This is a genomic window from Tabrizicola sp. BL-A-41-H6 (assembly GCF_050632395.1).
In the GTDB taxonomy this organism is placed as follows: Bacteria; Pseudomonadota; Alphaproteobacteria; order Rhodobacterales; family Rhodobacteraceae; genus JAUYQR01.
The window spans coordinates 2,097,377-2,124,144 of record NZ_CP192600.1; the positions used below are offsets into that span (position 1 = coordinate 2,097,377).

Annotated in this window: 25 protein-coding genes and 1 tRNA gene; 12 read left to right on the top strand and 14 right to left on the bottom strand. The window is 62.2% G+C overall.

All coding sequences use genetic code 11. From position 1 onward, the window contains the following. Nucleotides 1-53 precede the first annotated feature (53 nt). The 11 genes from ACROUL_RS10280 to ACROUL_RS10330 all read right to left on the bottom strand — a co-directional run bounded on the left by ACROUL_RS10280 (nucleotide 54) and on the right by ACROUL_RS10330 (nucleotide 16,857). The gene (locus ACROUL_RS10280; protein ID WP_431299398.1) at nucleotides 54-1,424 is read right to left on the bottom strand and encodes a hypothetical protein; all 1,371 of its coding nucleotides are present in this window, start codon (nucleotides 1,422-1,424) and stop codon (nucleotides 54-56) included. 61 nt (nucleotides 1,425-1,485) lie between these two features. After that, on the bottom strand, nucleotides 1,486-3,588 hold the full coding sequence (gene brxL / locus ACROUL_RS10285) for a BREX system Lon protease-like protein BrxL (RefSeq protein WP_431299399.1): 2,103 nt from the start codon (nucleotides 3,586-3,588) through the stop codon (nucleotides 1,486-1,488). A gap of 11 nt (nucleotides 3,589-3,599) precedes the next feature. Continuing rightward, a complete protein-coding gene (pglZ, locus tag ACROUL_RS10290) occupies nucleotides 3,600-6,092 on the bottom strand; it encodes a BREX-1 system phosphatase PglZ type A (RefSeq protein WP_431299400.1) in 2,493 nt (830 codons plus the stop codon). Continuing rightward, nucleotides 6,085-9,630 carry a BREX-1 system adenine-specific DNA-methyltransferase PglX gene (gene pglX, locus ACROUL_RS10295; RefSeq protein ID WP_431299401.1) on the bottom strand — a complete coding sequence of 1,182 codons (3,546 nt, stop codon included), beginning with the start codon at nucleotides 9,628-9,630 and terminating at the stop codon, nucleotides 6,085-6,087. Before pglX ends, pglZ begins: the two co-directional genes overlap by 8 nt. After that, entirely contained in the window at nucleotides 9,630-13,151 is a 3,522-nt protein-coding gene (gene brxC, locus ACROUL_RS10300) for a BREX system P-loop protein BrxC (RefSeq protein WP_431299402.1), read from the bottom strand. The genes pglX and brxC overlap by 1 nt, the downstream gene beginning before the upstream one ends. Further along, nucleotides 13,148-13,783 (bottom strand): DUF1788 domain-containing protein, encoded by a 636-nt coding sequence (locus ACROUL_RS10305; protein ID WP_431299403.1) that lies wholly within the window; start codon nucleotides 13,781-13,783, stop codon nucleotides 13,148-13,150. Before ACROUL_RS10305 ends, brxC begins: the two co-directional genes overlap by 4 nt. Before the next feature lies 1 nt (nucleotide 13,784). Next, the gene (locus ACROUL_RS10310; protein ID WP_431299404.1) at nucleotides 13,785-14,375 is read right to left on the bottom strand and encodes a DUF1819 family protein; all 591 of its coding nucleotides are present in this window, start codon (nucleotides 14,373-14,375) and stop codon (nucleotides 13,785-13,787) included. After that, complete coding sequence (locus ACROUL_RS10315) at nucleotides 14,372-15,307, bottom strand: hypothetical protein (RefSeq protein ID WP_431299405.1); 936 nt, start codon at nucleotides 15,305-15,307, stop codon at nucleotides 14,372-14,374. The genes ACROUL_RS10310 and ACROUL_RS10315 overlap by 4 nt, the downstream gene beginning before the upstream one ends. A 101-nt stretch (nucleotides 15,308-15,408) precedes the next feature. Beyond that, complete coding sequence (locus tag ACROUL_RS10320) at nucleotides 15,409-15,843, bottom strand: hypothetical protein (RefSeq protein WP_431299406.1); 435 nt, start codon at nucleotides 15,841-15,843, stop codon at nucleotides 15,409-15,411. Between the two features lie 229 nt (nucleotides 15,844-16,072). Next, nucleotides 16,073-16,204, bottom strand: a complete 132-nt coding sequence (locus ACROUL_RS10325) for a hypothetical protein (RefSeq protein WP_431299407.1) — start codon at nucleotides 16,202-16,204, stop codon at nucleotides 16,073-16,075. 191 nt (nucleotides 16,205-16,395) lie between these two features. Beyond that, nucleotides 16,396-16,857 carry a hypothetical protein gene (locus tag ACROUL_RS10330; RefSeq protein ID WP_431299408.1) on the bottom strand — a complete coding sequence of 154 codons (462 nt, stop codon included), beginning with the start codon at nucleotides 16,855-16,857 and terminating at the stop codon, nucleotides 16,396-16,398. An 819-nt stretch (nucleotides 16,858-17,676) separates the two neighbouring features. On the opposite strand from ACROUL_RS10330, the gene ACROUL_RS10335 reads away from it, so the two are divergent. The 12 genes from ACROUL_RS10335 to ACROUL_RS10390 all read left to right on the top strand — a co-directional run bounded on the left by ACROUL_RS10335 (nucleotide 17,677) and on the right by ACROUL_RS10390 (nucleotide 25,382). Further along, complete coding sequence (locus tag ACROUL_RS10335) at nucleotides 17,677-17,892, top strand: hypothetical protein (RefSeq protein ID WP_431299409.1); 216 nt, start codon at nucleotides 17,677-17,679, stop codon at nucleotides 17,890-17,892. A 53-nt stretch (nucleotides 17,893-17,945) separates the two neighbouring features. Beyond that, nucleotides 17,946-18,113, top strand: coding sequence for a hypothetical protein (locus ACROUL_RS10340; protein ID WP_431299410.1), 168 nt, complete (start codon nucleotides 17,946-17,948; stop codon nucleotides 18,111-18,113). Nucleotides 18,114-18,272: 159 nt separating this feature from the next. Further along, entirely contained in the window at nucleotides 18,273-18,980 is a 708-nt protein-coding gene (locus ACROUL_RS10345; RefSeq protein ID WP_431299411.1) for a hypothetical protein, read from the top strand. A 61-nt stretch (nucleotides 18,981-19,041) separates the two neighbouring features. After that, nucleotides 19,042-19,335, top strand: coding sequence for a hypothetical protein (locus tag ACROUL_RS10350; protein WP_431299412.1), 294 nt, complete (start codon nucleotides 19,042-19,044; stop codon nucleotides 19,333-19,335). 294 nt (nucleotides 19,336-19,629) lie between these two features. Continuing rightward, entirely contained in the window at nucleotides 19,630-20,526 is an 897-nt protein-coding gene (locus ACROUL_RS10355; RefSeq protein WP_431299413.1) for an ArdC family protein, read from the top strand. Between the two features lie 86 nt (nucleotides 20,527-20,612). Next, nucleotides 20,613-20,858: a hypothetical protein gene (locus tag ACROUL_RS10360; protein WP_431299414.1), complete on the top strand. Its 246-nt coding sequence runs from the start codon at nucleotides 20,613-20,615 to the stop codon at nucleotides 20,856-20,858. After that, nucleotides 20,855-21,157, top strand: coding sequence for a hypothetical protein (locus tag ACROUL_RS10365; RefSeq protein ID WP_431299415.1), 303 nt, complete (start codon nucleotides 20,855-20,857; stop codon nucleotides 21,155-21,157). Before ACROUL_RS10360 ends, ACROUL_RS10365 begins: the two co-directional genes overlap by 4 nt. Further along, nucleotides 21,157-21,867: a hypothetical protein gene (locus tag ACROUL_RS10370; protein ID WP_431299416.1), complete on the top strand. Its 711-nt coding sequence runs from the start codon at nucleotides 21,157-21,159 to the stop codon at nucleotides 21,865-21,867. The genes ACROUL_RS10365 and ACROUL_RS10370 overlap by 1 nt, the downstream gene beginning before the upstream one ends. Then, nucleotides 21,864-22,058, top strand: coding sequence for a hypothetical protein (locus ACROUL_RS10375; RefSeq protein WP_431299417.1), 195 nt, complete (start codon nucleotides 21,864-21,866; stop codon nucleotides 22,056-22,058). Before ACROUL_RS10370 ends, ACROUL_RS10375 begins: the two co-directional genes overlap by 4 nt. After that, entirely contained in the window at nucleotides 22,045-22,362 is a 318-nt protein-coding gene (locus ACROUL_RS10380; RefSeq protein ID WP_431299418.1) for a hypothetical protein, read from the top strand. Before ACROUL_RS10375 ends, ACROUL_RS10380 begins: the two co-directional genes overlap by 14 nt. Further along, nucleotides 22,359-24,170, top strand: coding sequence for a ParB/RepB/Spo0J family partition protein (locus ACROUL_RS10385; protein WP_431299419.1), 1,812 nt, complete (start codon nucleotides 22,359-22,361; stop codon nucleotides 24,168-24,170). The genes ACROUL_RS10380 and ACROUL_RS10385 overlap by 4 nt, the downstream gene beginning before the upstream one ends. 162 nt (nucleotides 24,171-24,332) lie before the next feature. Beyond that, on the top strand, nucleotides 24,333-25,382 hold the full coding sequence (locus ACROUL_RS10390; protein WP_431299420.1) for a tyrosine-type recombinase/integrase: 1,050 nt from the start codon (nucleotides 24,333-24,335) through the stop codon (nucleotides 25,380-25,382). Nucleotides 25,383-25,496: 114 nt separating this feature from the next. Here the strand turns inward: ACROUL_RS10390 and ACROUL_RS10395 are convergent. From ACROUL_RS10395 to ACROUL_RS10405, 3 genes are all read right to left on the bottom strand, one after another. After that, nucleotides 25,497-25,573: transfer RNA gene (locus ACROUL_RS10395), tRNA-Pro, on the bottom strand. Between the two features lie 175 nt (nucleotides 25,574-25,748). Next, nucleotides 25,749-26,234, bottom strand: coding sequence for a DUF192 domain-containing protein (locus tag ACROUL_RS10400; RefSeq protein WP_431299421.1), 486 nt, complete (start codon nucleotides 26,232-26,234; stop codon nucleotides 25,749-25,751). Then, nucleotides 26,204-26,737 (bottom strand): cold-shock protein, encoded by a 534-nt coding sequence (locus ACROUL_RS10405; protein ID WP_431299422.1) that lies wholly within the window; start codon nucleotides 26,735-26,737, stop codon nucleotides 26,204-26,206. The genes ACROUL_RS10400 and ACROUL_RS10405 overlap by 31 nt, the downstream gene beginning before the upstream one ends. Between the last annotated feature and the right edge of the window lie 31 nt (nucleotides 26,738-26,768).

A 26,768-nucleotide genomic window follows, 5' to 3' on the forward strand; every position in this document is an offset into this window, starting at 1 on the left:
TGAAGGTACCTTTTCTCGGGTTTGGACGGAAGCACTAGGCACAGGTTCGCTTCCTATGGTGCGAGCTTGGCGCTGCAGACCCAGTTCCCAGTAGTGAGGTTCTTTGCGCAGCTGCCCAGTTTGTCCATAGAGATCAGCTCCCCGGGTTGCCCATTAACGGAAACCCCGGCAGATCTCCCCTGGGCCTTTGCGTCGATCTCAATCACCGTCCGCGCCCCGCTTTGCCATTCGAGCAGGTGCTTGACCTTGAGAGGCTCCCCTCCGCTCAGAACGACACTATGCAAGCAGACTTCGTCATCGATCGAGGTACCAGAAGCATCGAACACCCGACATTGCCGGAACGCAATCGCGTCAGGCGGCGCATCACCGACGAACATCAATGCCTTGAGATCGGAAACTGGGTGCTGAGAACTGACGCGTTCAAAATAACGCAAACCTCCCTCCGTGATGCAGTCTCCAATCCTGGTGTCTGAGCTCTCGTCATATCCGCAGACTTCGATAGCCCCATCCGATAGAACAACCTCACAGCCGATGCTCGAATATCCTGCGCGAGGGCTTGTCGTCGCGTATCTGCCATTCAAGGGATTCATTCTGACCCCCCGTGTCGCATTTTCCACCGACCAGTCGTTGGCAGGCAAGAGATCAAAAATGTCCTCAGTCATCAGGCCGTCGCCATTTCGGACGCTGGTAAGAGAGTAGCCGGAGTTTAGCGCACTCTCGCAAGCGTACATGACGTGCGGTTGTGCCAACTGAGCAAACGCAGGCAAACCGTCCACTCCGATCTGCCAACGGGTCGCCTGTTCGACGGTCCGGATGAAATACATATCCGTCCCAGGGGTCCCAGCCATCATTTCCATCAAATCTGGCTCGATCATTCGGCTATCATGCCAAGGGGTCGGCGTGTTCGCGAGTGCCATAAGGTCATAAATGGACTCGATCCCCACGTCGTAGGCAGCCTCGACATCGCCGGAGCTGAACTCACGGGCCTCGCTGATCGAAAGGTAGGGGCGATGGAAGCCGAGCGTCGAGCCCGCATCCATTCTCCGGTCGAGAAAGGCGACCTCGTCGCCGCGGGCGTTCCCCATCATGAACATGATCGCACAGACCGACTGACATTCCTTTCCGTTGCGGATCCGTGTCCCGATCCCCTCATCAAGAATGAAACGGGCCATCTTGAGCCCTTCGACCAGGCTCCCGCCCGGGCTGTTCAGGCAGATAAGGGATCCGCTGGTCGATTCTCCATTATTGATTACCAGGCGATCCTTGAGAGCCGTCAGCTTTTCGAAATCGCCAAACTCAATCTGCCCCTCAATGTCGACCCTGCATTCCGCGTCGGAAGAAATACGTATCTCGGCGGCAAAAGACGGCACAGGCGAAAAGGCGGTCCAGAAGGCGCACGCTGGGATGAAGATTCGATTACCCATCTTTATTTCCTGAAGCCAGTCGTGTTCTGAGTAACCAAATCATCTGTCCTAGCGCCTTCAGTCATTTGTCCCCGTCCCGCAGATAGGTCACCTCGAACGCCTTCACCTGCCGGAACCGCTGGTGTCGGTTCGCCGGGCTGAAGCCTCCGTTGAGATCCGCCCGCTGGAACAGGTCGAGCCCCCGGTCGAGCAGGATCTTCCAACCGGTGTCGGTGACGAGGTGCCGAGCGTGGATCGAGTTCGTCCCGTCGAATGCCCATCCGAACTCCACTCCAATCGGCGCAATTCCGTCCCGGATCTGTTCGAGATAGCCCGTCTGGCGCGCCAGATCTTCGGGGTCCGGGGCGGTGAGGAGCCGGAACCGGACATCCTCGCCGTCCGGCTTGCGTATGGCGATCACCTCGAGAAGCTCCATCAGGTTGCGCATCTGATGGTAAACTCGAATGTAGGGGTCCGTGAGCGTGATCTCGGATGCTCCGTCGAGCCAGGGGCCGAAGAGCGCGTCGAAGCTGACACCTTTCTGGTTCTCCATGAAGGTGACGTGGCCGGGGGAGGGCCCCTTTGCTGCGGCCGGGGTAATGGAGGGGGCTGCGGTTGGTGCGGGCGTCTGGAACGGAGTCTGCGCAGGCGGCACCCGCTCTGCGTCCGGCTCGATGATTGTTTCACGCCCCTGTTCACCGGTCTCCTCCACGTTCCGGCGGTGATACCAAAGCGGGTGTTCCCGCTCCTCGAGCGTCTGCACCCGGATCTCACGGCCCGCCTTGTCGGTGAAGGTGAAGGCGACCTCAGGATAGGTGCTGTCGAGCCGCATCAGCTGGTCCTTGACCCGCTTGCGCCCCTCCATCGCGAGGGTGAGGAGCTCCCGGATCTCCTCCGGGGTGGCGCCGCCGCCCGGGAACAGGAGCTTCATCAGACCCGAGAAGGTCTTTTGCACCCCGTCCCGGTCCCGGGTCGAGATGGTCGGGTTCAGCGTGAACAGGTCCCGGTAGTCCGAGGACCGGTCCTGGCCGCGCAGGTGGCGCAGCACCTCCGCCAGGTAGTCCACGATGAACCCGTATCCAGTCGCGAACATCTCGCCCCGGATCACGTCTATCTCCCAGCCGGGCAGGTAGGTGTGCAGCCGGTCGATGAATGCACTGTCGTAATACTTCTCCGGCAGCTCCTCGAAGAGGTCCGTGTGCTTGAGCATGTAGGCGACGGAATGCTTGGTGTTCCCGATGAACGCCATCGACGCTTCCGCCCCGAGCGTCTCCACCCCGCGCGAGAAGGATTTGTTCGCCAGGTAGTTTTTCATGATGTCGACGAGCGCCTTGTCGACCTTCTTCTGCCGGCCGGCGAACTCGTCGAAGGCGATCGTGTCCCAGTAGCCGACAAGGCCGATCTTGCCACTGGAATTGCTGACGAAGAGCTTGGGGACCGTCACTTCGCCCCCGGAGATCAGGATCCCGTGCGGGGAGAACTCGGAGAAGATGTGCGACTTGCCGGTCCCCTTGGGGCCGAGCTCGATCAGGTTGTAGTTCCGCTCCACGAAAGGAATGAGCCGTAGGAGTTGGAGCAGCTTGCTGCGCCGCCCGAACGCCTCCGGGTTGAACCCGATCGTCTGGATCAGGAGGTCGATCCACTCCTCCGTGGTGAACTCCGCCCGGGCCGCCAGATAGGCGTCGAAATCGAAGCTCGACATCTGGATCGCTTTCAGGTTCCCGAGGACCCAGGGGACCGCGTTCGCCTCCTCCTTGTGCTCGTACTCCACGTCCGCGATCGACCAGACCCCGGAGACGAGCATCTTCTGGTTCTTCTTGACCGTGTCGCTGTCCACCAGGACCTTCTTGATCCCGAGATTGGCGAAGCTGGCCTCGTAGGCGTCCGTCTTGTCGTTCAGCGCGACCGACACCTTGTCGATCACCTTCCAGCGCCCCTTTTCCCGGATGTTCGACCGGATCAACCCCGCCTCGTTCCGGTGCACGTAATGCCGGTGAAGGATCTCCTTCACCGTCTCGATCCCGGACCGGATCGCATCCTCGTCATTCGTGGCGCAATACTGGCCGAGCAGGAACTCGAGCACATAGGAGGGGACGATGGCGTTGCCGCGCACCTCCTTCACAAGGTCCTTGCGCACGACCAGCCCCGCAAAGGTCTCGTTGATCTTGTCGTCCAGCGTGCTCATCGCGTCCCCCTTCAAATGTCGAACTCGCCGCCGAAGGAGCGCTTCAGACGGAACGTCTCGGTCCGGTAGGGCCGCTCCGGCCCGTCCCCGATCCTGGTCAAAACGAGCCGGATGTCCCGGTCATTATAGCCCTCCGCCGCCTTGGCGAGGATCAACTTGATGGTCATCTCGCGCCGCCGCGGGTCTTCGGAGGTCTCTGCGAACTCCCGCTCCTCCAGATTGGATAGGACCGTTCCATCGGGTGCGTAGAGCCCGATCCGGAGCCGGATCGGGTGGCGCTTTTCCGTCACCGCCAGGGTCTGGTAGAGCCGGACCGGGTGCTGGCCGGTCGTAATCAGCCGGGTCGCAGACAGGATTGGCTCCACCTCCACAGGCTCCACGTCGCTGGTGCGCCGCTTGTTGATCAGAAGAACGGGGATAACGACCTCCTGAAGGGCCGCGCCGCCGTGCACGAAACGCGAGCCGGACCCGGACAGGCGCAGCCGGCCGATCGAGCGGGGGATCAGGATCTCCGTCTCGCCCTCCAGCCCGGCGGCCTTGGAGGTGAAGCGGGTCAGTCCCGCCGTTTCTTCGAGCCCAGCCCCGAGCACGAAGCGGCGGTCCCGGTGGGTGATCTTCTGGCCCCGGACTTCGGCGGGACTGTAGTCCCCCTCGTGGATCGGGCGGTTCTGGTAGATGAAGCCATGATCCGCAGTGACGATGAGGTTGCTGGCGTTGTTGCCCGCGAGCCTGCGGATCAGCTGTTCGAGATCCTGAATCGCGCGCTCCGCCGCCTCGAAGACCTGGCCCTCGCTGGCGGTCTTGTCGCCGGTAGCGTCGATCAGGTTGTGGTAGATATAGACCACTTCATTGTCCCGGATCAGGGCGCGCATAGCGTCCTTGTCCATCCGGGAGACCGCCTCCGCCTGAACGGCAATGGTCGTGCCAGCATCCGTCCGACGGGCGAGGATCTTGCCGCGGTTTTCTGTCCCTGTGGCGCTTTCCCCGTCGACCAGTACCCCGGATCCCTCCGGGACGATCCGCAGGTCCCGGTTGGGGAGGAGCGCCGCCATGCCTAGCTGGGTGTAGCTTGGCAGGCTTCCTAGCATCGGCTCGAGCCGGGCCTCGAACCGGTCCACGGCCCGGATCCGGCGCAGGAGCTCCTCGCCGATCTCGAAGCGGAGGGCGTCGGAGATGATCACGATCACCTTCGCGCCCTTGGTCCGGATCGGGGCGACATGCCGCTCGTAGAAGCGGCGTTGGCCGACCACCTGGTCGATTTTCCAGCTTGGATCCGCGTCGATCGCGCGCTGCCAGGCGTCGTTCAGGGGCATAAGGAACCCGTTCGAGTAGAGGTTCTCAACCCGCTCGGCCAGACCGGCAACAAGATCTCTGTGTAAGGTCCGCCCCGCGTGTAGAACGAACTTCCGGTAGAGTTGGTCAATCTGGAACCAGCCGGTTGAATAGGCGTCGAAGCCTGTCCCCATCGTCATTGTTGGTATCGGCACGTCCACGACGCGCCGTTGTATGTCGGACGCGAAGCGGACCGCCTCATAGAGATCGGCGTAGACGGGCCACCAAAGACTATTGCGGCGCTCCCGGACCGCCTCATCAACCTGCTCAGGCGCAATGTCCCGATCGAGCACACCCTTGATCAAGGCGCGCAGGACCTGCTGGTCGATCGCTTCGAACTGGGTCATCGGGACCAGCCGGCCGAGAGGGCGACCGGGAAGATCGGAGGCTATAGCGAGGGCATCGGCATAGCGGTCCGAGAGGAGCTGAAACGCCTCCTTGTGGCGGGTGTCGTGGCGCCACCGGCCCATCAGTACCAGCGCCTCCTGCGTGAGCGGCGACGGCTCATCGAGCTCCATCATGTAGGTGCCCCAGAAGAGGGCCTGGGCCAGCCCGCCGACGGAGGGGGTCTTCTCCTGATAGGCGTAGAGGCTGCGTGCCTCGTCCCAAAGATGCGGCTCAAGCCCGGACCGCGTGATGAGCCCGATTAGCTTGTCCTCGTCGCGGGCGAGCTCAGCGAGGAGAGCCTCCAGCACCGCGTCGAGCGCGGGCGGGGTGCCTGCGCAGACCGCGATCATCTTCAGGCGGATTCGGGCCGCATTGTCGGTCTCCTCGATCATCGTTTTCAGCCGGTCTATACGCGCCTTCGCCTCGAAGAACTTCGAATGCGTCTCGACAAGGTCCAAGAACCGGGGTGGCAGGCCGAGCTCCATCAGGAGGAGCGCGCCGCGGTCCGCGAGGAACACGCCCTGGCCCATCTCGAGATCGAGGAGCCAGTTTTCCGTGTCGGCCGGGATCGGCCCGGGGCGGTAGACAAGGAAGTTGTCGCGCGGTGCCTCGCGGATCAGGCGGTACTTGAGCATGAACTCGTTCTTCGCCACCTCGGTCTTGGTGACGCCCTGGATGGTGATCGCCTCGAAATCTTCGCGGAACCGGGTTTCCGGATCGTGCCAAAAGACGATCCTGTGCTTGCGGAAGCTCCGCTCTAGCCCCGCCTGGATCTTCTCACGCATCCTCGTCCTCCAGCCCCTTGATCGGGCGCAGGACCCCGGGGAACTTCGGGTAGTTCCGCTTCACACCGTCATCGAGATCGATCTGGACGCGTTCAATGACCAGCGGATAAAGGGTGTCGCGTTCCCACTCGGTTACCTCGGCGATCTGCTTGGTGAACCGGTCGATGTCGCGCTTGGCCCGGTTGCGCTCAGCGGGGCTGGCTTCCAGATTGATCTCCAGCGCCTTGGCTGACCGCAGGCCCGCCTCCAGCCGGTCCCGCAGGCCGCGGACGTAATCGTTCAGCGCGATGTTGAGCGTGTCGGGCGTGTAGCGGTGCATGTAGATCAGCGCCTGGAACGCCCCCTTTGGGCTCGAGACCAGCCAGTAGATCGGGCGTTTCTTGTAGCGCTGGACGTGGTCCGCGTAGAAGTCGCGCGCCAGATAGGTCCGGACCTCCTTGCCCAAAGCCTGACGCATGAACTCGAGGTTCTCGACCAGCCGGTCCGCGCCGAAGGTCACCGACAGGAACTCACGGAACTGCTGATAGGCGTCGTCGGCGAACCAGTCCTCCTCGAACAGCGGGATCACGTTGTCCCGGTCCGCGGCGAAACTCGGGTTCGGGATCCGGTCCAGATAGGTCTGGACCGTCTCGCCCTGGTTGGCGAGGATCAAGCCAGGTGCATCGAGGCTGTAGCGGCCGAACATGCAGCCGATCGCGTAGGAGATCAGCTCTTTCATGGTGTCGGCAAGCAGCCGTCCCTCGCGCTCCTCCTCGGTCCCCTTCACCCCGTACCGATAGGCCGGGTTGCAGGTGAGGGTGATCTCCTCGATCGGGACCCCCGGGGTCAGCTCGTCCTGAAGCCCGTAGGCGTCGATGAAGATCCGGTTGTTCTCCTCCTCCAGCCGCTGCATCTCCTCCGTCATGCCGGCCCAATGGGCGCGGAGGCGGGCGTAGGTTTCCTCCAACGTGCCGGACCGGTGGTCCAAGGAGAGGAGAGGGAGCGTCGTGAAGTCCCAGGAAGTTTCGTAGGAGTCCCAGTCTGACTGCCCAATCTCTTTCGCGTTCATAACAGAATTAATTAGTTCAGATCTGTTTAAACATTCACTGATCACCGGTACGTTCGACATGGGCCCCGAGTTGAAATGCAGTGATGGGCACAGGACTTCGGCAATCAAGCCGAAAACCTTGGAGTTCAATAGGCCGAGGACGCAAAGTGGAGACACTGTGTCTTTGAAGTTATACGCACCGATCCCTACGCTATCAGAGATTGCGCCTGCATCTAAAAGGCGCGCACTGAATAGGTCCGTATTGATGTCACCCCAAGTCAAACCGTTCTTGAAGAAGTACTCAGTGTTAAAAATTCTGCGTGACCAATGAGTGGTATTTGGATCACTGGGGTTGTTGACTACAGCATGTTTTATTTCAGCACCATCATTGAGCCAATTAACGACATATTCTTTGTTGCCATACCACTTCCGCAACGATCCACCCTTGTTGTAGGGAAACCACTTTTTTCTGCTTAATTTCGCTTGCTCTTCTGAGAGTACGTGCCCTATTGATTCTAGCGAGACTTCGCTCCAATTTCGAAGAAAACGATTGTTGTTCGATGTGGACATTCCACCTTTGATTTCTGCAAGAGCGCCGAGCTTGCCGCTTTTAAATGAATCGATCATCCTTTGGCTCAGCCAATAGGCAACTGGGCTGCCAGGTATCTTTTCAAAATCTGCCGAAGGCGCTCTGAACAAATAGCCGCAGTCTCGATTTTTGATCGCTTCTCGCATCTGGAGCGCTTTTTCAGATTCTGATGCCCCATAGATTAGTCGTACATAATCACCCCGTAGGACTGGGTGACTTGCATTTCCAAAAACAAAGGCCGTGGTAGACACTACCGCGCCACCAATTGTATCGAATCCGCGCTCACCCAAGTGTGCCATCGACAGCAAGGTCGCATTCGATAGAAGCTTACCGCGCAGCTTTTCATAGGAAGAGAGAAACATCCACGACTGCATGTTGATCATCGCCATCATGCCGCGCTTCAGGGTCATCGCGAGGGTGCGTTCCATGAACATCGCGAAGAGGTCTGACTTGCTGTCCGGGTACTTCGCTTTGGCGAAATCACCCAGCGGACCGTTCATCCCCTTTGAGCCCATATAAGGCGGGTTCGCCACGACCACGTGATACCTGGGCGCCAGCGCTTCCGCCATGCGCAGCACGGCCACCACCCGCTCCCAGACCCCCTTCCACACGATATCCTCGCGCAGATCGGTCGCCCGGAGCGCCTCCAGCACGTCACCCGGATTCTTCAGCTTCGGAACGATCAGCGAGCCGAAGTTCTTCGCCTGCCCGAACTGCGCCAGTGTGTCGGCCAGAGCGCTGTTCGCGCCCTGGCCGATCATCCGCAGGAACTCGCCCAGCCGGTCCTGCCCGGTGAACTCTACGTTCTTCAACACCACGACGTCCGGCTTCACCTCCATCCGCATGAACCGCCGCCGCCCCAGCTTCGCCGCCGCCTTCATCGCCAGCGCGAAGGCCGCCAGCGCCCCGGCCCGGTCGTCGATCTCCACACCGGTCACGTTGTGGGTGAGGATCAGGTCCGGGATCTCGGCGGGCGGGAACCCCTCCTCCTCGTAGATCGCGTAGAGCAGGTCGAAGGCGTAGGTCAGCATGTGTCCGGACCCGCAGGCCGGGTCGCAGATCCGGATCTCCTGGGGCCCGGAAATGCGCAGGAAGTCCGTCTCCGGCTCCTCGGGGGCGATGTAATACTCCATCCGCTCCGCGAGCCGCGAGCCGGGCCGGTTCAGGAGCCACAGCCGCCCAAGCGAGTTTTCGACCAGGTAGCGCACGATCCAGTGCGGCGTGAACAGTTGCGTCGCGGCCGGGATGTTCTCGGCCGTGATCTTCTGGTTCTTCTTGAGGCCCGCGAAGACCTGATCCTTCTTCTCCGAGATGTAGAACTGGTAAAGCCAGCCTATGATCTCGACGTCCTGACAGGCGTCCTCTGTCATCACATCGCGCATCCGGGCGACCCAGCCGTCAGCGGCCAGAAGCTCGTTCGGCATCAACAGCTCGGTATAATTCGCGATGGACTCGAACAGGAACGGCATCACCCGGCTCAGGTCGTTGCAGGCGGCGACAAGAAGAAGGCGGTAGGCCTCTACCTGCGGCTCGCGCGACGGGGCACGCCCTTCCAAGAGATCGCCAATGCGCGTCGCGATAGGGGGGCGAACATAGTCCGGGATCGCTCCGGCGACCGCCTGGTCGAGGATCTCCGGCCGGGTGCGGTCCAGCGCCGGGCTGACCAACATCGGGGCGAGGATGCCGCTCGCATCCATGTAGCGCAGCGCCGTGATCCGGTTGAACCAGGTGTAAGCCACCTGCTCTATGACCATCGGGCGGCCGATCTCACCTATGCGGTGCTCCAGCGTTTGGATCGCACCGGGCGCCTCGCGTCGTTCCGCGCTGTCAAGGGCGAGGGCCGCGTCGAGCTTTCGTCCAACTTGGGACATCAGGTCTATCCGCGTTCGCTGCGCGAATGTCTTGAGCCGGTTCGTGTCCATTAGGGGGTGATCCTTTTTCCGGTCCGGACCGCACCCAGCATCGCCGTGCGCATGGTCATGAGATACTCTTCGACATCCGCCTCGGTGCTGATCAGGGTTCGGCCGAAGTGGACCCCCAGATCGGCCAGGTGGACGATCTCCACCTTCGGGGGCGTGATGATCGGCCCACCCGACACATCGTTGAAGCCGTCGACGGGCGCGGGCTGGGGCTTCGACTGGATCAGACGCGAGATCAACTGCGGGTAACGATCGCGCCGGAACCCGCTGAGGAGGGTCCGGATCGAGGGGATGAGCCGCTCCAGCGTGATACGTTCCTCAAGGGCCGCAAGGGTGCTCTGCACCTCTCCTTGAGCCGATGGTGAGGCTTCGGTGAACTCTGGCGAGGCCACGAGTTCGTCGGACAGGATCCGCAAATCCTTGGCGGCCGCCTCCCGCTCCTTGGCGACGAAACCGCGGATGTCGGACTTCAGCCGGTCCAGATCCGTCTTGATACCCTGCACCTTGTTGCCCCGGTACACATCCTCGGCGGTGACAGCGGACCTGATCCGATCAACAAGTGCCGCCTCCACGAAGTCGAGGTTCGCCTCCTCTGACAGCAGGAAACGGCGGGCGTCGTCGAGGATTTCGCGCTGCGGTCCGCGCAGGAAGGCGTCGATCGGGTCGTAGAGCTCCTCTTTCTGCGTGGCGAGCTCGTCTCCGGCCTTGCCGGACAGGTGGGAAACGTACCAGCTGGCCGGCTTGCCGCGCAGCTCTGCGAGTGCTGTGCGGAACGGGGCAAGCGCCGAAACGAAGGCGTAATCCTTGTCGCGCGCAAGATGCGCATCGACAGAACGGGCCATCTCCTCGATCGCCTCGCCGGTCTCGCGGCCAAGCCCCTTGCCGTCACTGGACATGGGCGTGCGGCCGAACAGATCCTGATAGAGACGCCGGAGGGCCAGCACATCCGAGGCACCGAACGCATCGACAGGCTCGAGGTTGAGGTTCGGGCGCAAGGTCGGGTTGAGCAGGGCCGAGCGAAGGTCTTCGCCTTCGAGCGTGTTTCCGGAAATGGAAGCCTCGAGCCGACCCCGGCCGATCAGGGCCGCGATCATGCACAGGGTCGCCGCCTCGGGCCAGCCATATGCAGGCCTCTCGAAAGCATCGATAAGCCCCTTGGCGGTGCTCCTGAGTGCGTTCTTCTGGTTCGACGCGATCTTGTTGAGGACTTCTGCTTCCCCCTCTGTAAGCTGCCCGTCATCGGTCATCTCAAGGTGCCGAGGGAGGTCTGCATCCTTGTAGGAGACACCACGCAGCATGCCGAGCGAAGTGAAGACCCGGTCCACGAGGGTTTGGAACCCTTGCTCGACCCGCCCCTTTGGATCGGCGGCGCGCAGATCGAGTTTCTCGCCCCGCACAAGAAGATCCGCCTCCGAGATCCTGTCCCTAAGGGCAGAGAGCAGTCGGCGGCGGCGCGCGTCGTTGTTCGCGCCCTTGGAGCGCAGGATCGCAGTCACCCCCTCGCGAAGTTCCGTGGAGGTCTCGCGGGTCAGGTAACGCTTGGTCTTGAGATAGGTGGCCAGCTCGTCCACCAGCCAGTTTTCTTCCCGGAGCACGATCAACAGCTCGTTGTTTGTGATCGAGCGGGTTGCCAAGGTCTGCTCGCCCCGCTCGGACGGCGCCATGTAGGGCGTGATCAGGTTGATCGCGAGCGGGTGTTCACGGCCGATCAGGGCGTGGTGGATGCGCTGGGTGAAGGGAAAGGACTGCCCGGACGCATCGTGCGTGATTGCTTTCCGGCCGCTGAGAATCTCCCCGAACAGCATGTCGCTAAGTTCCCGGGCGACGTCCGACGCGTCGAGCCCAATCAACTTGATCTTCTGCTCAATGTCCTTCTCTTCGTCGGTCAGGAACTCGTAGAGATCCCCGTTCCGCTGGACGTAGGACTCCTGCTCAAGAAGCGCGAGCGCTGCCTCCACGTCCCGCTTGTGCCGGGTCGGGTCCAGATCGAGCCGGTCCCGCATCAGGATTGCGACGTTCCGGGCGGTCGGCTTGAACTCGTCCACGTATTTGACGAGGAAGAGCGCCTTCAGGACCCGGACGGCGAAGGGGTTCTGCTCGCCGATCTGGCGCTCTGCAGTGATAATCGCGTGCTTGGCGCTGGTTTTCACCACACCTTCGATGCCGGCGTACATCCGATCGAAGGTGGCAAGCGCGCCGAGCGGTTCGCCCATCATGGCTCGACCCACCTCCTGAAAGGCGCCCAGCATTGAGCGCTCGCCCGTTGAGGTATGGCGTCCCTCGAAGGCGTTCTGGTCCGACAGGGTCCGGATCGCCTTTTGAAAAAGCTCATACTGATAGGGGTGGAAGGGGTAAGACCGGACAAAATGATCCCGGTCGCGGAAGCCAAGCATCGTCTGGGTGCCATCTGTGAACTTGAACAAGGTTCGCAGGTTCTCTGCGTGATCGTCGTATAGTTCGCCGAGGCTCGCCTTCGCAGTGGGGGTCTTCTCGAGAAGACGGCGCTGTATCACCTCCGCGACATCTGCGGCGTTCAGTGGCAGCTTGACGTCGAAGCGGCCCATAATCTTGGAAAAGTCACTCCCGACGGCGTGGTTCATCTGTCCGATAATCGTGTCCATTTCCTGCTGGGCGGTGACCACGATCCACGCCCGGCCCCGGCAGCGGGTGTTCAGGCTCTCGGCGATGGTCTGGAGGTTCGTCATTAGTCGGACGTTGTCCGCGATGTACTGGCCGACTTCATCAACGAAGAAGTTGAGCCGGAACCCCGGCGCGGATTTTTCCTGACGGGCAACATAGGCGCTGACCCGATCCGCGAAATCCGCGATCGAAAGTGTGCGGTCCTCCCGGTATTCCTTGAGGATGTTGCCGGATGGGACCGGGTTGCCGGTCGCCTCGGTGAAGGCATCCGTGATCGCGCGGCCGGCCATGCCGGCGGAGCGCCGCCCCAATTCCCAGTCCTTTCCGGAAATGCGCTGGAACGCCGCCCGAAAGGCCTCGAGTTGACCCGCCTCGTCGAGGTGGCGCTCGAAATCGGCGACATGCGGCATCTGCCCGTAATAGCCTTGCATGTCGTCGAAGACCCTCACGAAGACCGACAGAAGCGCATCCGCCTGGTCTTTCGCCACCGCATTCGCTTGCTGGTCGATATTGAACAGGACCGACCGAGAGGGCACGCGGGCGGCCTTGCGCAGAGCCTCGAGGATGAAGAGGTCGCCCGAGAATTTCTCCTCGAAGAACGAGAGGGGGGTACGCCCGCCAGTCTCGCGGTTCTCGAGCAGGAGGGCCAGCATCTTCAGCAGGTGCGACTTGCCCGAGCCGAAGAACCCGGAGATCCAGACCCCGTTCCCGCTCTTGCCGCCGTTGTAGGCGTCGAGGAAGGCTTGAAGCCGTTTCGCTACCTCCTTGGTGACGACATACTCGTCCAGCTCGACGGTCAGACTCTCGGTGTCATCGGCCTTGATGACCCCGTCGATATGGCGGTTGATGTCCTTGAGGAAGATGTCCTTCAACGGAATGGTCATGACAACTCCCTCATATGCAACAGGTTATGGGCGCGGTAATAATGGTCTTCTTCCAGTCGGCAGAGGACCTGCAAGGAGGAGCCGTTCGCGAAGCCGTGCGAATACCGGCCCGGAAAGAAGATGACGGTGGGGGCGTCCTTCAGGACGCTCTGGAGGTTGTTCAGGATCAGGTGCGACCGGATCACCGGAAAGACCTCGCCAACCCCGGTCAGGAACAGGATCCGGAAAGGCCGTTCAGCGACCCGCTCCTTGATCCGCGGGATCAGGACTTCCTTGAGGTTCAGGATGCTCTGAAGCTCCTTCAGGACGACCTCCTTCGGCTCCTCCTGCTCGAAGGCAGCAAGTGCGTCCCAGTCACTCTCCGTGTGCAGGAGTTCGATCATCAGGTCGTAGAGGTTGATCTCGAGGACCGGCACCCCGTCGCGCTCAAGGTCCTCGATGAGAAGGCGGCATTCCTCCTCCATCTTGACCTGGTCCTCTGGGGCGAAGGGGCAGAGGTAGAACGGGATTTCGTTGCCGGGCGCAGTCGTGCGCAGAACGCGCGGGCTGCCGATCAAGCGTCGCAAATGCGCGCGCAGTTCGGGCCCGACCCGGGCCATAGCCCCCTGATCCACGACAAAACTCAGGTCCATCTCAGCCCCCCCCCGGGATCAGATCGAGCCCGGACCGACGGTCCAAACCCAGAAGGTCGCGCAGCACCGTGCTCAGAGGGAGAGCGCAGACCCGGCTTTGAGCATCGAGCAGTTCCGCTTCCCGCAGCATCCGGAACGCCACGCTGCGAAGGCGCGCCCGAGTGCTCGGGGCGAGTCGCGCGATCTCCTCCGCATTCAATGCTTTTACATCAAGGAGGGCGTCAAAATCTGTCACCCTGATCTCGGGCTGGTACGTGCGGAGCCGCTCGTCGAGAACCTCATCGGCGAACTCGGCCAGGATCCGGTATTTCCGGCAAGCGGCAACCCACATGAGCGCACGCGCGTCGGTCATCCCGCCGGTGGCAAGGTGGCCGATCTCGGCATCGTTCAGGAGGGAAAGGCGGCCCACCACCTCGTTACGGATGCGCTTGACGGAGCTGGCCCCGCCCTTGGCGACGAAGACCCCAGCGGGCGCATCTTGTCGGACCTCTTCCCAAGAGGCGCCAGCCGCGCGCAGACGTGCGAGTTCGATCCCTTCGAAGAGGAACAGGCCGCCAACTGTGAAAGAGAGCGTGTAGCGCGCGGGCCTCACCCGGACACCTCTCGCAAAGCCTCTAGCAGGCGCCCGTCGGGCAGTACCGCCCATTTGTAGATCTGGATCGTGCTCCAGCCGGTCACCTTGCAGCCCCATTCGTTGAAGCTCATGACCGTGCCCTGATATTCGACCCGCTTCCCGTCCACGACCTTGGCGGCGCTGTCTGACCGGTCCTTGATCGTCAGGATGGTGCCGATCGGCAAGAGCCGCCGCTCCACCATCTCCGCGGTTTTCATCAAAAGGGCGCGCGACCCCATCCCTGCGATCGCCGGTACCACTGTGTTGACCGGGGCAGGGCCGATCGCTGCAACAAGCGGAGGTGCTGCCGCCAATGGCTGGCCGTCAAGGCGTGCAATGAACGCCTCGATCCCCGGAAAGTTGGTTCGCAGTCCAGACCGACGAAGCGAGGCGCGAACCTCGAAGGCGTTCATGGTCTGGGATCGTTTTGCGATCAGCCGCGCGAAAGCCTCGTCTCCGGTGATCGTGTCGAGGATTTTCTCCACCTCCCGGTCCATGCGCCATTCGGACCAGAAAGTGTCAATCGCGCCGGCGCGGATCCGGTCGCGCGATAGGAGCGAGAGGGTCGCGCTCAGCATCGCAAAGTCTGCGTCTAGCTCGCCGATGCGGACGGTCAGAAATAGCTTCTCTTCTGCCGCCACTTGGGCATGAACCTTGTAGATCCGCCATTCCGCTCCGTTGGTCAGGACGCACCAATCCACCCCGGCGGCATTGGCGTAATTCAGGGTCTGGAGGAGGGGCTTGCGGTCATCAAGGCTGACGTCAAGCGCTTTCGCCTCCACGAACAGCACAGATCTGCCGCCCAAGAACAGCGCGTAGTCGACCGGGTTGTCGGCGGAGGCGTGGCGATACTCACTGCGAACTTCCTCCACGTCGTGAAGGTCCCAGCCGAGGGCCTCCAGGATGGGCAAGATCAGAACCCGGATCGTGTCCGATTCCGTGAGACGAACGCGACGGTCACGGTAGTCCCGGACCCGGTCCCGCGTTCGCTCGATCACGTGGGGCAGGGGGCTCATTCACGCACCTCGGCCCGCGCCCGTGCCCGGGCCACGCGTATCGCCTCGGCGAGTGAAAGCCGCGTCCGTGCAATGAAGACTTCGTCCCGCATTTGCGGCATCGGCTTGGGCACGCGTCGACCGTCGCGGGTCACAAGCGAAGCGCCTTCACAGACCGTCCAGGTTCCGTCCTCACGACGCTCAACCCGCAGATCAAGCTCTTTGTCGATCACGAAACTCCACGCAGACTGCATCAGTTCGAGGAGCGTCTCGACGGGCTCCTGTCCCATCAGGTCTCTCGTTGCGCGCAGCAACGTCACACCGGAATGGAAGCCTTCCGTGAGGGTGAGCCCGTTCTCCGTGCACCAGACCTTGAAGGCGCGTCTGTTACGCTCAGTCATCTTGAAGTTTACATTGACCATCTGGTCGAGCGCATCCGTCGTGGGGGTCATCAGTCAGTCCTCGCCTCGCTGCGCTTCCTGATAAAGCGATAATGATCGCTTTGCCGCGTCATGCAACGAGTAGTTGCGCTGGAACCCTCTTAACTTCATTCTGGCTGACCATTTTGCCGTTGGATTTCATCACATTGAGGTTTTATCATGGCGTCCGTATCCAGATCGCTTCGAGCTTGGGTCGGGCGTTTCGCGGACCAGTCCCAATCTACCCTGATCCGCCGCAGCCTCACCACGACCCCCGATATTTCTGACCAAACGGGTCGCGGATCACCCCATCATTCCCCCGAACCACCATCATCCGCCCGGTCTTCGGCAAAAACGCAGCTATTGCTGTCGTGCCAAGCAAAAAGCGCCTCATCAGCTTCATCCTCCCTTCGATCTTCCAGCGAGATCCTCGCGACTTTCCCGCTGCATTTTGTATGGGTGGGTGGATCCTCCGCAGGTTTCACCCGGTATTTTGTATGGGTGGGTGGGGTCGCCTGTGCCGAACCCCTCTGTTTTTCCCTGCCCCCCTCCCTCTGGCAGAGTTGCTCTCTAAATCCTGACAGATCAGCCTTGATCTGGCGTTATATCCAGTGCCTGACCCTCTGCGGTCTGGCCCGGCATCACGATGTTGATGCTGATCCCGCCTTTGTTTCCAATGGCTTGGCTCTGCCCCTGCGGCTGCGGTGCCAGCCCAGCCCTGTCCATCAGGGCGATGGCTGCATCCAGCCTCACCTTCTCCGACTTGGCCTTCTGCGCCAGCTCGATTGTGACCCTGACACCGATCGCGCTCGCGTCTGCAAGGACTGTCCGAGCTGCAACCTGCACCCCCATCCTTCCGAGATTGGACCGCAGGAAGCCCATGACTGTGGCTTGGCTGGAGTATCCTGCGGCTTTGGCGAGTTTATCGCCTGTGAGCCCTTCTCTGACATGGAGCAGGACGGCGAGTGTTTGTCGCTCGTCGAGGATCCTGCCATCGGCTACTGTGATTGGCTCGATGCGGTCTTGGACTGCGATTTCGAGGGACATGCTGGGATCCTCGTCGTGGTTCCCTGCTTTGGTTCGCTTGTTTTGCGATCAGCACAAGTGGGCAGGGTGGACGCGCGAATTGGCCCGTGGTGTTGCCGCGTCGGTGCCTCCACCGCTTAGCTCACCTGTTGCTCGGTTCGCATGGGCGTCGAAGCTTGTGCGCCGCTGGCTCCCCCTAACCCCATCGTTTCCGCGCTTCTGGCGTTGACCTGTCAATTGGGTTTCTCTGCAACAGGGTGCATCCAACTGACAACCTGCTGACAGGTGGCTTGGGCGATTGCCGCCTTCTGCGGCACCGTCGCTACTCAGGCTTCGCCCCGAGCCTGCTAAGAGGCAGTCTCGGCCATTCGGTGAGTATCGACTATCGCGGCTGCAACGCTGTTGCGCTCATGCTGACCTGCGCCCAGCCATTCCACTCTGCGACCCTCCCATGGTCGGGCTCGCGCCGCTCCATGTCTGTTCGGAGGCGGCAGTCACCGACTAATAATCCCTGCCAAAGAGGCATTGGCTACCCTCAAAGATCCAGCGAGTGCGCGCCCAGGCGGCAACCCAAAACGCGCCAGCGCGCAATGCAATGGCACCTCTGAAACTCCACACACACATGATCCCCCGTGGGCAGGATACCCCCGGTAGGCCACCAAATTCAGGCCGCCTCAAGGACTGCGGCCGGCCCATCGAATCTTGCCCAAGAGCAAGATTAGACAGGCCGACCTTGCGGCTTTGGCCGCGCCTTCGGCGTCCTTGACCCGTCCTGAATTTAGCGACGTGAACCCGGCATCCAGCCACGGGAATCGTGGTGTTTCATCGGGAGCAACCGACATGACGACCCATATCGAAGACATGCTGATGGAGATCTACGACCAGATCCGTCCCTACACGGACGACGAGCTGGCCGAGCTTTACGCAGACTGCGAGCCAGAGATCGAGCTGCTCGACCACTTCGACAGCGACGACACCTTTGGCGACGGCCTGCCCAACGGCTTTGCCCCGATGATCCGCGGCTCTGCGGGCATCGACGACGAGATCCCCTTCTGAACCGGGGGCGCCAAGCCCCCACCATCCCCAACCCCAACTGACAGGATACCGACATGAAGACCAAGACCATCACCCTCCGCATCCCCGTGATCTCGCTCCCGAAGGTCACGCTGCCGATCACCGTATCGGTCAACCCCGACTTCGCCTTGCCGAAGCTGCCTCGGGTGCGGATGCCCTTCGCCTTCAAACGCAAGAGCAAAGCGGAAAGCGTTGAAAAATAAGAAGAAAATGAAAATGGGCGCTGCCTACGGGCGGCGTCCCTGTCAAGGCAACCCGCCTTCAGCGGGCGCGTTCCGCGGCCTTGACAGAGCCACCCCCCTCCAGCTGCGGGGGAGGCACGAAAAAAGATCAATCTCAACACAAACCGAAGGAAATGACCCATGACCAACGCATCGAAATCCCGCGCCGTCCTCGAAGCCGAGAAGCTCTATGACCGTGCGATCCGCGCCGACGCCTCGGAAGCGATCAGCTCCCTGTCGTCCCTCGAGACGGCCATCGCCGCCCGCATCGGCACCGAGAGCAAGGAAGACAAGGATCTGCTCGAGCTGATCCGGCACGACTTCGCCAGCGTGCGCAAGCAGATCGAGCTGGCGACCACGCTCGACGGGGCGCTCGCCCAGATCGCCGCGTTCTTCTACGATCCGGTCGACGGCTATCGCGGCACCTACAACGCCCTTGGCTTGCAGCAGCGGGTCGCCCTCGGCAACATGATCGGCAACGCGCTCTACCAGATCGACCGCGCCGAGGATTACCGCGCGCAGGAAAAGCACAAGCTCGGTGTGCTGGTCGCGCAGTCGGACGGCACCGAGATCTCGATCAACAACATCAACGCCGCGCTCGACCGCGTTGATCGCATCGAGAACGCCCAGCTGCCGATCCTGCGCGACTGGCTGGCCAGCCTGAAAACGATGCACATCGCCGCCACCGGCGAGGCATGGGTGGCACCCGTGAAGCGGGGCGCCAACCCGCAGCAGCAGACGCGCGAGGCGATGAACGAACGCCTTGCCCGCCTCGGGATCGCGCCGGTGAAGACCGACACGCCCGACTACGAGCCGCAGACGAACGGCACCGAAACCCGCGTCGCCTGACGCAACTGGCCTCCGGTTCGCCGGGGGCCATCACCCGTTCCTCTGGCATGGAGTTCCGCCCATGAGCCTCACCATCGTCTTTCTCGCCGCCGTGCTGACCGTGGCATCCGGCCTTCTGTTCGTCCTGCGGTTCATCCGCTGGGGCACGATCCTGCGCTTTCACTGGCTCGCTGATGCCATCGCGCACATCGTCCTGTTTGCCGTGTTCTTCGGCACCCTTGGCGGGGGCATGACAGCCGCCATTGCCTGCCTGATCTTTTCGATCCTGCTGACCCTTGGTCGCAAGATCCAGAACGCCCGTGACCTGATGCGTCGGTCGCGGGCCATGAACGCGGCCGCTGCACGGAGCAGGTAAGCACCGCGTCTGCGCGCCGGGGGTATGCCTCCCCTCTGCCCCCGGCGTTGCAGCAATCCCATCACCGAGCGGCCGCAAGGTGAAGGGGGACCGAGGCCGACGCCCGCAAGGCGCGCGTGCTGCATGAGGCTATCCTCGGCCCCCGCCTTAACCGCCCCCCACCGCCCCGCAAAACCCCGCGCCGGACCACCTGGTTCGAGCGCCGCATCCGCGTGCCAGCCTCGGCATAAAGCCTCGTCTCTTGACCGACGCCGTTCAGAAGCGAAGCGTCCTCTTCCCCTTGGAGAATCTGCCATGACCGACAAGAAGGGCCTCACGCTCGACCAGCTCGAGCGCACCGTTGCCGATCAGATCATCGCCCTGATGGAGCGCGACGGCCTGCGCTGGATCAAGGGCTGGGCCAGCCCCCTCCCGGCCCAAAACTTCTACAGCCGCCGTCCCTACACCGGGTCGAACGTCCTCACCACCGGCCTGTGGATGATGGTGAGCGGCAAGTCCGACCCCCGCTTCATGAGCTTCAAGCAGGCCGTGATGCTCGGCGGTTCAGTGAAGAAGGGGGCCAAAGGCATCCCGATCATTTACTACGGCACCTACGTCAAGGACGACGATGGCGCCGAGCGCATGAGCCGCTTTGCCAAGATCTCCTATGTCTTCCACGTCTCCGATGTGGACGGCATCGAGATCCCCGGCCTCGACATGGCCTGCCATGAGCCGCGCGTGCGCAACCAGCGCATCGACAGCTTCGTTGCCGCCACCGGCGTCCAGATCCGCGACGGGGGCAGCGCCTTCTATCAGGACACCACCGACAGCATCACGATCCCCCCGATCGGCATGTTCCGCGAAAGCCTCGGCGTCCCCGCAGAGGATCTCTACTACTCGGTGCTGCTGCATGAGCTGATCCACGCGACCGGCCCCGCCAAGCGCCTCGCCCGCGAGTGCTTCCGCGACTACCACAAGGAGCGCGCCGCACGGGCCCAGGAAGAGCTGATTGCAGAGATTGGCTCGGTCATGCTCGGCCAGCGCCTCGGCCTCATGACCCAGCCCCGCGAAGACAACGCCGCCTACGTCGCGTCGTGGATCCGGTTCCTCAAGGACAAGCCCGGATCCGTCTTCTCCGCCGCCGCCGCCGCTTCCAAGGCCATCAGCTGCCTTGAAGCCATGCAACCCCTCACAGAACAGGAAGCCGCATAATGCGCAACGCTCTTATCTGGATCCTCGCCTGCGCCATCATTGGCACCTGGGCGGGCGTGTTTTCCCTCTGACCAAGAGGGCCTGCCATGCCCCAAACCATCTTCAAGATGCCCATGACCAGCGACGAAGGATTCCAGCAACGCCTCGACACCGGCTGGACCTGCTTCCGGCATCACGACCGCTTCTGGCTCACCGCCAGACACCCCATCGGGCGCATCATGATCCCGGTTCCCCCCTCGATCATCGACCGCGCGATAGCCGCTGGCCGTGCCGTTCTCACCGGCATGGTCGTCACCCCCAACTTCGCTTTCATCAAGGAGACAGCAGCATGAAAGACACCGTTGAAACCAACCCGCTCGTCCTCGAGAGCTTCTATATCTCGAAAAACTGGCAGGGCGCCTACATCGCCACGATCAAGGTGAAGGGCAAGTCTGGCGAGCAGTCGCTGACCTTGCAGCCCCGCCACATCATCCGCGTCATGGATGCGGCTATGTCGGCGCTGGCCGAAGCTGCCATCGAGCAGGCGAACCAGATGCGCGAAGAGGTCACGAGCGCGCTGAAAGAAGTGATCGCCAAGCAAGAAGCCAAAGCCATCGCTGCGCCCGCCGTCGACGACGCCGAGGTGATCTGATGAGCCGCATGATCCTCTCCACCAGCTGCCTCCTGGCCGCCGCTCAGTGCATCAGCACCGACGAGACGCGCTACTACCTCGCCGGCGTGTCGGTGCAAAAGCACCCCGAGAAGGGCGCGATGCTGGTCGCCACGGACGGCCATCGCATGATCGTGGTGCATGACCAATACGCCATCGTTCCCGAGCGCCCGATGATCGTCAGCCTCAACTGGAAAGCCAAAGAGCTGAAGGTCACGCCGAAAGACATTGGAAACCGCGTCCTCATCGTCGAGGTTCCCGAGAAACGCACGTCGACGCCCATGATGGCGCAGATCATGTCGGTCGCCCTCGATCATGCCGACCAGTATGAAAGCGACGGCTTGGTGAAGGGCGCCCTGATTGTCGAAGAGATCGACGGCACCTTCCCCGACTGGACCCGCGTGGTTCCGTGGAAGACCTTTGACCTCCAAGCCTGCACGGCGAATGTCGCCTTCGATCCGCGCTACATCGCCACCTTCAGCACGGCCTTCTCGTTCCTGTCTTTCGCAAGCGACAACACCCTTGTCCTGCGCTCCGGCGCAACCGGCGATCCCTTCATTGTCACCGACCCTTCGGTGATGAACGCCTTTGGCATCCTGATGCCCAAGCGCGGTGGAGGCATGTCGGCGCCGCTCTGGCTCGCTCACAAGGCGCCGCCGCCGCCGAAAGAAGACACCCCGGAGGCGGCATGACCACCAAGACCATCGCCGGCGTCCTTGAAATCGGCAAGGACAACCGCACCAGCGACAGGTTCATCCTCACCGGGATGGACCTGACCCTGCTGGCCGATGCCGTGGACATTCTGTCCCCCCTGGGCGCGTCTGAACAGCGCGCCCTCGACCGCCTGCGCCGCATCCTCCGGCCCGCCCATGCCCCGGCTTGAGAACGGCACGGGCTACAAGACGGCAGGCCCGTCCAGCGATGCCGCCGTCGCACAGGACAGCCGCAGCTTCATCATCCGGTCGCTCGTTCTGGAGTGCCTGGAAGGAGCGCGGCATCCGCTCACCGCAGACGAGATCGCGGACCTCATCGAGATCGACTTCATTTCGGTGAGGCCGCGCGTCTCCGAGCTGCGCCACGAGGGCAAGATCCGCGACAGCGGGTATCGCCGCCCCAGCCGCTATGGCCGCATGGTCACGGGCTGGGAATTGACCCCGAAGCCCTCTCTCATAGGAGAAGACCCGTGAAGGATCTTGCCCCCGAACTGGCGACCGAGCGTGTCGCCACCGACTTCCTGCGCGTTGCCCCGGAAAACCCGCGCAGCGCCGAAACCCTCGACGAAGAACAGCTGCAAGAGCTGGCAATCTCCATCGCCGCCAACGGGCTTTACACCCCGATGATCGGCTATTGGCAGGGCGTGAACTTCTACGTCACCGCCGGCGGCCGCCGCGTGCGCGCCATCCAGCACCTTGCCGAAACCACCGTCTACAGCGAACAGCCCGATTGGCCGGTGATCGTCATGACGCAGGAGGACGCGGTTCATGCCGGCAACGCCGAGCAGATCAGCCACGTTGCGCTGGACGAGGCCGACGAGCTGCGGCTGTTCACCATGCCCGCCTATGCCGGGCTGGCCGATCACGAGCTGGGCGACCGGCTGGGTCGCTCTGCCCGCTACGTCGCGCAACGCCGCGAGATCCTCGGCCTGCCGGAAGACATGCTCGATGCCGTTTTCAGGGGCGCGATCAGCGTGGATCAGGGCATCGGCCTGACCTTCGCCAAGGAATACCCCGAGACGCGGGCGGAGTTTTTCGAGCGCGCCAAGCGCGACCCTGGCTTTGACAGCGGCGACATGCGCAACCACCTGTCCAAGATGGTGAAGGCGTGGTCGGACTATTGCTTCGCCCAGCTGGTGACGCACGACGAGTATCGCGAGGCTGGCGGCCGGTTGCAGCAGGATCTGTTCACCAACAACCCCTTGGTGCTGGATCCTCACATTCTAGTGCAGCTCGCCACCGAAGCGGCCCGCGACCAGATGGCCGACCTCTACGGCGACCGCCGCGCCTTCGTGCGCGAACTCGACGAGGGCGAGAACCTTTACGAGCTGCGCAAGCACAACGGGGTCTATGGCCTGACCGACGACGAGGCAGCCGAGTATCGCCGCCTTGACTGGTGGGGGATGCGCCAGCTGCAACAGGCCGCAGAACCGGACGAAGAAACCGGCGAATTTGACCATGACGCCGTGGCCGCTCTTGAGGCAGCAGTTGCCCGCAAGGAAGAACTCGAACCGCGGGCGATCTGGACCTACCCCGAAGACCTCGAGCGTCTCCTGGGCGTGGCCTGGAAGCTGAACGATGGCTCCGTCTTCGACTATAACGGCACCAAGCGCGACCCGATCAAGGTCGTCGATCATGTGCTGCCGAAGGATCTCGAGCCGCTCTATGAGGCGGGCTACCTCGAGCGCCCGACCGACGCCCCGACGCCGGCGCCCGAGCCTGTCGCCCCGGAGGACAAGATCACCAACACCTTGCGCCTCTACATCGACCGCATCCGCGCGCACACCCTGCGCATGGAACTGTCGAAGACGCCCGACAACGTGATCCGCCTGTTCACCGCCCATCTGGCGGCAAAACTCGGCCGCACCGTAGGCTTCTCGGTCGATCCCGAGCCAGCGCAGCATCCCGACCCGGAACTGGAAGTCACCTTCACCCCGCAATGGGAGAAGATGAAGGCCGCCGCCAACGCCACGCCCGACGAGGTTGGCGACATGAGCGACAAGACCGTGCGCGAGATCCTCGCCTACCGGATCCTGTCGTGCCTGACGACGCGGCACCCGCTGGCGGCCACGCAGCATCCGGCCATCATCCGCAAATACTGGACCCCGAGTGCTGCCTTCCTGCGCAGCTATAACAAGGTCCAGCTGACGATGATGGTCGAGGATCTGGCCCCCGGCGAGGACGTGTCGACGCAGAAGCGGGACGGGCTGGCGGAGATCGTCGCCAACCTCGCCGCCAAGCGCAAAGACTGGTTGCCTTTCGGCTTCTGCGAGAGGCGCTGATGAGAAACGTTGTTGCTCAGATCGTTGCTGCCCTTGACCAAGCCAGCAACATCCGCCTGCTGTCGATTGTGATTGAAGACAATGTTGTGCGGTTTGTAACGTCCGAAGACAGCGGATTGGGGAAAAACCAGGTCGATCCAGTGGAGAAGTGGCTGCACGAAAATGGTCCAGGTCAACATCAAGGGGATTCACCGCGTCACCAAAACGCTCGCGAATGGGGCGCTCGTCCAATACCACTACGCGTGGAGGGGAGGCCCGAAATTCTGGCGCTCCGACAGCAAGATCGCCCTGGAAGGCCCTGATTACTTTGCCGCTTACAAGACAGCCCTTGAACACCGCAATCCGTCTCAGGGGCTGTTTCGTGAGATCATCATTGCCTACCTTGCATCGCCGGAGTTCAACCGGCTCAAACCGCGCACCCAATCTGACATAAGGACGTCGGTCTACCACCGGCAGGGGATCGACGCCCAATTCGGAACCGCCCCGATCGGCGTCTTTGAGCGCTCGGAGATCCGCCGCATTGCCTACACCTGGCGCGACAAGTTCAAGCCGCGTCAGGCTGACCATTTCATGAGCCATCTGTCCGCGATCATCGCCTGGGCCTTCGAGCGCGGCTGGCTGAAAACCCACCAACTCCAAAACTGGACCCACCTTTACAGCGTCGATCGGTCCGAGATCATCTGGACCGAAGACGAGATCAACTTGTTCTGCAAGGTGGCTCCGCCTTACGTCGCCCGCATTCTCATAGCTGCCACTGAGAGTGGTCTCAGGCCGGGCGATCTCGTCAGGCTCAATCGCGGCCATATCAGTACAACGCCGAAGGGCAGGCGGATCGTGCTGCGCACTGGCAAGCGCAACCGGATCGTGTCAGTGCCGGTGACACCCCGCATGGGCGAATTGATTGACGCCACCCCAAAGGGGCAGATGCTTCTTCTGGTCAATGAGGCCGGGCAGAAGTGGGCGACCCAGAACAGTCTTGGCAAGACCGTCTCGAAGTGGCGCGACAAGGCCGGCATCCGGCCCGAGCTGCGCCTTTACGATGCACGCGGCACGGCAGCGACCCGTCTCTTCCACGCTGACGCCAGCCTGCGCGAGATCGGTATGGCAATGGGATGGTCGCCTACGCACACCGCCCGCATGATCGAAGTGTATGCGCACATGAACCCAGGCATCTCCGATTCGACGCTCCTGAAGCTCCAGCGCGCCGATTGAGCCACTGTGTGCTTCCGTGTCATATGCGGGTTTTCTCGCTCACAGGTGTAAACCAAGCTGTAAACCAGCCTAAAATGTCGGTCTCACTCGGGTAAAATTTCATAATAAAATCAGTGGTCGGGGCGGAGGGATTCGAACTCTCGACCTACGGTACCCAAAACCGTCGCGCTACCAGGCTGCGCTACGCCCCGACGACGCCTCCCTTACAGGGCTTTGTCGGGCTTGAAAAGGCGCATAGCGCAGAACATCAGTGCGCCTGCGATCATCGAACGCTAGAATGCAGGGGTTACCGAAAACCATCGAAGCGGGGCCTTGCCGTCAGGCCAGCTTGCGAGATTTCAAACGTCGAACCAGCAGACCGATACGTCAGCCCTCGCAGGGCCAGACGGCGTTCGGTCCGATGGACGGATGACGCAACTCTGCGCCCGGCGCGATGCCCAGTTTTTCGGCCAGCCCGCCGTTGATCTCCAGCACGAAGCGCACATCCTCGCCGCCGTCGATCGGCGTCAGATCGCCGGGAATTGCGTTGGAATGCACGCGCGTGACCTGACCGGCGGCATTGGCGAAAACCATGTCGAGGGGGATCAGCGTGTTCTTCATCCAGAACTGCGCGCGGCGCGGGGATTCGTAGACGAACAGCATCCCGGCGGCTGGGTCCATTTCTTCGCGGAACATCAGGCCCTTGGCGCGTTCGGCGGAATCATCCGCCAATTCGACGGCAAAGCTCTCTCGCCCGCCGTCCCAGCGCAGGTCAAGCCGGTCAGGCGCGCAGACAGCCTCGGCGGCTGCCTGCCCTGCGATCATCGCAAGACACAGCCCGATCAGGGCGCGCCGCGAGTTGCTGTTTCCCATGATACCACCTGAACCGCCATCCGCCCGCGCTTGCCTTCGACGATTCGCAGCGCGACGGCTTCGCCCGCTGCAAGATCGGCAAAACCCGACACGCGCAACACCTCGACATGGACGAACACGTCTTCGCTGCGTCCAAAGACATTGGCAAAGCCGAAGCCCTTGCCCTTGTCGAACCATTTGACCCGTGCAGCTTCCAACGGCAGCGCCAGTATGTCGGCGCTGTCCATCTGACCGGCTTCGTCGCCCAAGGGAAACACGACCCCCTCCGGCGGCTCGATCTTCAGAACCTCGACAGCCTGAACGCCGCGCTGCGTCTTCTGCACGCGCACTGTTATCCCTGCGCCATCCGCAACCGAGCCCTGGCCGAAATTGCGCAGGACATTGGCATGCAACAACACATCGGTTTGGGCCTCGTCCGAGACGATGAAACCGAAACCCTTTGTGGGATCAAACCACTTAACCCGGCCATGCACCTCGTGCATGACCTCTTCTTCTTCCGTCATTTGCAGAGCCTTCTCCCCAGAAGTGAGCCCT